Origin of the sequence: Actinomadura sp. WAC 06369 (assembly GCF_003947565.1) — a bacterium.
In the GTDB taxonomy this organism is placed as follows: Bacteria; Actinomycetota; Actinomycetes; order Streptosporangiales; family Streptosporangiaceae; genus Spirillospora; species Spirillospora rifamycini.
The window spans coordinates 1-5,272 of record NZ_QHJN01000294.1; the positions used below are offsets into that span (position 1 = coordinate 1).

Genomic DNA, 5,272 nt, shown 5'->3' on the forward strand with positions numbered 1-5,272 from the left:
GTGGTGGCGCTCGCGTTTCCCGAGCGGGTCGCGCGGGTCCGGGCGGAGGGCGGGCGCGACTTCCTGATGGCGTCCGGGACGGGCGCGGTCCTCGCCGACGGGTCGGCGCTCGCGGGGGCGCGGCCCCGGTGGCTCGCGGTCGCGGCGGCCGACCGTCCGGCGGGGGCGCCGTCGGCGCGGATCCGGCAGGCCGTGGTGATCGACGAGGACGTCGCCCGGTTCGCGGCGGCGCCGCTCGCGGCGTCCGGGGACGAGGTCGCGTGGCGGGACGGGGACGTGGCGGCGCGGCGGGTCGAGCGGCTCGGGGCGATCGAGCTGGACGTGCGCCCGCTGCGCGACCCTGATCCCGAGCGGGTGCGGGCGGCGCTGGCCGACGGCGTCCGCGCGGCGGGCACCGGCGTGCTGACCTGGACGCCCGCCGCGGCGGCGCTCCGGGAGCGCCTCGCGTTCCTGCACCGGACGCTGGGGGAGCCGTGGCCGGCCGTGGACGACGGGGCGCTGCTCGCGCACGTCCCGGACTGGGCGACGGCGGCGGGCGCCCGCGACCGCGCGGGACTCGCCCGCATCGACGTCGCGGCGGCCCTGCGCGGCCTGCTCCCGTGGGACCTGGCGGCGCGGCTGGACGAGCTGGCCCCGGAGCGGATCGAGGTCCCGTCGGGCTCCCGGATCCGGGTGGACTACGCGCCCGAGCAGCCCGTGCTGGCCGTGAAGCTGCAGGAGCTGTTCGGGTGGGACGCCGCGCCCCGGCTGGCGGGCGGGCGGGTGCCGGTGGTGGTGCACCTGCTGTCCCCGGCGGGGCGCCCGGCCGCCGTCACCGCGGACCTCGCGTCGTTCTGGCGCGAGGGGTACCGGGCGGTGCGCGCCGAGCTGCGCGGCCGGTATCCGCGGCATCCGTGGCCCGACGACCCGGCGTCGGCCGTCCCGACGAAACGGGCGAACCGGCGGCGGTAGGGGTCAGCGGCGCGAGGCGATCAGGACCTCGATGCCGTCCAGGATGCGCGCGAGGCCGAACTCGAACGCGTGGCGCGGGCCGACGGCGCCCTGGTACTCCCTTCCGGCGCTCGCGCCGACGCGGGCGCTCAGCGGGTACGCGTCGCCGCCCGTGTCGAGCCGCTCCAGCAGCGGCGCCAGCGTCTCCCACCACTGCACGTCGCTCATGCCGGTGCGCCGCTCGGCCTCGGCGACGCTGACCGAGACGCGCGCGGAGCTCTCGGCGAAGCCGGTGACCAGGGCGACCACCGAGTCCATCTCGACGTCGGTCAGGCCGATGCCGTCGACGGCGCGCAGCTCGAACTCGTACTTGGCGAAGATCGCCGGCCCCATCGGCGGGCGGACGACCGAGACGTGCAGCAGCCAGGGGTGCCGGTGGTACAGGTCCCAGTTGTCGCGGGCGAGGTGCTCGAGCTTGGGGCGCCAGCCGCCGGGGACGCCGTCGGGCGGGGTCAGTTCGGCGAGGGCGCGGTCGAACATGACGTCGATCAGCTCGGCCTTGCTGGGGACGTAGGTGTAGATCGACATCGGGGCGACGCCCAGTTCGTCGGCGACGCGCCGCATCGACAGGGCGTCCAGGCCCTCGGCGTCGGCGACCGCGATCGCGGTCCGGACGATCTCCTCGACCGTCAGTTTGGGTTTCGGGCCGCGCTTGGGGGCGGGCGGGACGCCCCACAGGAGTTCGAGGCTGCGCTGGGGGTCGCCGCCGCCGCTGTACTCGGTCGTCACGCTCGCATCCTCCCAAAGAAGTCCGCTGCCCGGGATGAAACTCTGTACGACGTACGTTATATTGCCCGGGATGGTTAATCCGTATTGTGTACGGAGTTTCGGGAGAGTGATGACAGAGCCACAGTTCGCGATCGACGCGGCGGGGCTGCGGAAGACCTACGGCGCCACCCGCGCGCTGGACGGCCTGGACCTGCGGGTGCCCGCGGGGACGGTGCACGGCGTGCTCGGCCCCAACGGCGCGGGCAAGACGACGTGCGTGCGCGTGCTCGCCACGCTCGCCCGTCCCGACGCGGGACGGGCGGCGGTCGCGGGGCACGACGTCGTGCGCGACCCCGGACGGGTCCGGACGCGCATCGGGCTCGTCGGGCAGCACGCCGCGGTCGACGAGGTGCTCACCGGACGGCAGAACCTCGTGATGTTCGGGCGCCTCTACCACCTGGGCGCCCGGTGGGCGCGGCGGCGGGCCGACGAGCTGCTCGAGCGGTTCCGGCTCGCCGACGCCGCGGACCGTCCGGCGGGGCAGTACTCCGGCGGCATGCGGCGCCGCCTCGACCTCGCGGCGGGGATGATCCTGGCGCCGTCCGTCCTGTTCCTGGACGAGCCCACCACCGGGCTCGACCCGCGCAGCCGCATCGAGGTGTGGGACGCGGTCCGCTCGCTCGCCGACGGCGGCACCACCGTCCTCCTCACCACCCAGTACCTGGAGGAGGCCGACCGGCTCGCCGACGCGATCTCGGTGATCGACCGGGGCCGCGTCATCGCCGAGGGCGCGCCGGACGAGCTCAAGTCCCGGCTCGGCGGCGACCACCTGGAGGTCGTCCTGGAGGACGCCGGCGCGCTCGCGGCGGCCGCGGCGGTCGTCGCCCGGATCGCCGGGACCGAGCCCGAGGTGGACGCCGACGCGCTGCGGATCGGCGCGCCCGTCCGCGACCGGGTCGGGGCGCTGACCGGCGCGGTCCGGGCGCTGGACGAGGCGGACGTGCGGGTCGCCGACATCGGGGTGCGGCGGCCCACGCTCGACGAGGTGTTCCTGCACCTCACGGGCGACCCGGTCGGCGAGAACGAGGAGGTGCCCGCGTGACCGCGGCGACGATGCCGCCGATCCCGGAGCTCCCGCGCGGCCCGCTGGGGCGGCTGCGGTGGGCGGCGGCCGACGGGTGGACGCTCACCCGGCGGGCGCTCACGCACTGGGTCAAGCGCCCGGACCAGCTCGTCATGGGACTGGCGTTCCCGGTGCTCGTCGTGCTGATGATGGGCTACCTGTTCGGCGGCCAGATGGACGTCCCGGGCGGGGACTACCGGGAGTTCATCATCCCGGGGATGTTCGCCATGACGATGGTGTTCGGGGTCGAGGCCACGTTCACCGCGGTCGCCGCCGACGCCGCCAAGGGCGTGTCCGACCGGTTCCGGGCGATGCCGATGTCGCCGTCCGCCGTGGTGGTGGGGCGCGGCGCCGCCGACCTGGTCGACTCGATCGCGGCGCTGTCGGTGATGGCGCTGTGCGGCCTGGCGATGGGCTGGCGCGTCCACGACGGGATCCTCCCCGCGCTCGCCGGCCTGGGCCTGCTGCTGCTCCTGCGGTTCGCCCTGGTCTGGGTCGGGGTGTACCTGGGGCTGGTCGCCAAGGGGCCCGAGTCGGTGATGATGATCCAGATCCTGGTGTGGCCGATCGGGTTCCTGTCGAGCGCCATGGTCGCGCCCAGCACGATGCCGGGGTGGCTGGGGACGGTCGCCGAGTGGAACCCCATGTCGGCCACCGTCACCGCCTGCCGGGACCTGTTCGGCGACCCCGCGCAGGCCGCGCTCGCCGGGGACTCCTGGGCCGCCGGCAACGCGCTGCCGATGGCGGTGGCGTGGCCGCTGGCGATCACGGCGGTGTTCTTCCCGCTGGCGGTCCGCCGGTACCGCGCGCTCGGCCGCTAGGGCAGCAGGGACGCCCGGTGGCGCGCGAGCGCCAGCGCCGGGCGGCAGTCCGCGGGGACGGGCTCCGCGCCGTTCAGGGCGGTGCGGAGCCTGGCCCCGACGGACGCGGTGTCGTAGGGCTGCACGACGCACAGTTCGGCCTGCATCGCCTGCCGCGCCGCGGTCATCAGCGCGGGGACGTCGCCCACCGCGACCACCTCGGTCGGCGCGTCGCCGTAGGTCAGCCGGACGGCCAGCGCGTGCAGGCCCGCGGTCCCCTGCTCGGCGTAGCGGAACTCGCACACCAGGCGGTCGCCGTCGAGCGGGCCCTCCTGGATCAGCCACGCCTGGCCGGGGACGACGCGGCCGAGCGCGTCCTCCCACGGGGCGGGCGGGACGCCGCCCAGGGCGTCCGCCGCCTTGGCCGCCGCGCGGCGGCCCACCTCGGGGCCGATCGCGGCGAGCGCCCGCAGGAACGCCCGCGCCCCGGGCGTCCCGGCGGCGTGCAGGCAGCCGATCAGGTCGCCGAGCGCGGCGCGCCGGGCCTGCTCGTGCGGCGCCGCGGCCAGCAGGCCGCCGAGCTGCGCGGACGTCCACACCTCGGCCTGCAGGGCGGCGGGCAGCGCGGGCAGCGCGTCCGCCTCCCGCACGTAGGCGTCGTACACCTCGCGCAGGGCGGGCAGCAGGAGGGGCCGGGCGGACGGTCGGGTCGTGCTCACACCGCCAGCCTAGGGGACGCCCGGCCGCCCGCACCGTCCGCGATCAGTGGGCCCCGTCACGCCGCGCTGCCCGAGGTACCCCTTGTGACCTCGCTATTCCAGCCGGACGCTAACTAGTTCGCCATAGCGGCCTTACCACCGGCACCGGCCCGCGCCCTTCCGCGTCGAACGGGGCGTGGGAGACGGAAATCGAGATGCGGACGGTGGTGCGGAACCCGGATCCTTTTCCCGGGACCTTCGAAGCGACGTTCACTCCGCGCGTGGAGCGGACGCGGGCACCGGGCCCTGTTCGCTCGAAGCAACCGAGGGCGGGATCGGGAATGAGAGGAATCGAGACGACGGCACGGCTCGACTACCGCCTCCTGCTGGCGGTGGACATACAGCAGTACAGCAGGCGGGACGCCCGCGACCAGCTCGCCGCGCAGCACCAGCTCGCGGACGCGCTGGACCGCGCGGCGCACGGCATCGGACTCGACCGGGCGCGCTGGGAGAAGCAGGTCGGCGGGGACGGGGAGCTGGCGACGCTGCCGGCCGGCACCGACCCGGCGCCGGTCGCCGGCGGGTTCGCCATCGGGCTCGCGGCGGCGCTGCGGGAGGTGAACCGCCGCCCCGGGCGGCACCGGCTGCGGGTGCGGCTCGCGCTGCACTACGGCACGCTGACCGCGGGCCCGTTCGGACCGGCGGGCGACGCGCCCATCGTCGTCCAGCGCCTGCTGGACGCGGCGCCGCTGCGGCGCCTGCTGGACGACGGCGCCCGCGACCTGGCCTACGTGGTGTCCGACTCCCTCTACGAGGACGTCGTGCAGACGGGCTTCTGCGCGCTGGCGCCGGGCGCGTTCCAGCCGATGAAGATCACCGCGAAGGGGGCGGCGTTCCGCGGCCACCTCCTCACCGGGGCCCTCCCGGGCGACGCGGTGCGGGCGGGACGGGAC

6 protein-coding genes are annotated in these 5,272 nt (G+C 76.1%); 4 read left to right on the forward strand and 2 right to left on the reverse strand.

What is annotated here, in order from left to right:
- Positions 1–951, forward strand: a 951-nt coding sequence (locus DMH08_RS38390) for an ATP-dependent helicase C-terminal domain-containing protein (RefSeq protein WP_325052986.1), incomplete at its 5' end; no start/stop codon positions are given.
- 3 nt (positions 952–954) lie between these two features.
- On the opposite strand, the gene DMH08_RS38395 is transcribed toward DMH08_RS38390, so the two are convergent.
- Positions 955–1,719 carry a TetR/AcrR family transcriptional regulator gene (locus DMH08_RS38395; RefSeq protein ID WP_125621148.1) on the reverse strand — a complete coding sequence of 255 codons (765 nt, stop codon included), beginning with the start codon at positions 1,717–1,719 and terminating at the stop codon, positions 955–957.
- Between the two features lie 109 nt (positions 1,720–1,828).
- On the opposite strand from DMH08_RS38395, the gene DMH08_RS38400 reads away from it, so the two are divergent.
- Complete coding sequence (locus DMH08_RS38400) at positions 1,829–2,800, forward strand: daunorubicin resistance protein DrrA family ABC transporter ATP-binding protein (RefSeq protein WP_026404655.1); 972 nt, start codon at positions 1,829–1,831, stop codon at positions 2,798–2,800.
- Positions 2,801–2,811: 11 nt separating this feature from the next.
- Positions 2,812–3,642: an ABC transporter permease gene (locus DMH08_RS38405; protein ID WP_125621154.1), complete on the forward strand. Its 831-nt coding sequence runs from the start codon at positions 2,812–2,814 to the stop codon at positions 3,640–3,642.
- Here DMH08_RS38405 and DMH08_RS38410 read toward each other — a convergent pair.
- Positions 3,639–4,340, reverse strand: coding sequence for a hypothetical protein (locus DMH08_RS38410; protein ID WP_125621150.1), 702 nt, complete (start codon positions 4,338–4,340; stop codon positions 3,639–3,641). The genes DMH08_RS38405 and DMH08_RS38410 overlap by 4 nt on opposite strands.
- A 320-nt stretch (positions 4,341–4,660) precedes the next feature.
- Between DMH08_RS38410 and DMH08_RS38415 the strand changes: the two genes are divergently transcribed.
- Positions 4,661–5,272, forward strand: a 612-nt coding sequence (locus DMH08_RS38415; protein ID WP_125621152.1) for a hypothetical protein, incomplete at its 3' end; no start/stop codon positions are given.

Coding starts and splice junctions, on each gene's coding strand:
- DMH08_RS38400 (WP_026404655.1), top strand. CDS start 1,829: ATGACAGAGCCACAGTTCGCGATCGACGCGGCGGGGCTGCGGAAGACC.
- DMH08_RS38405 (WP_125621154.1), top strand. CDS start 2,812: ATGCCGCCGATCCCGGAGCTCCCGCGCGGCCCGCTGGGGCGGCTGCGG.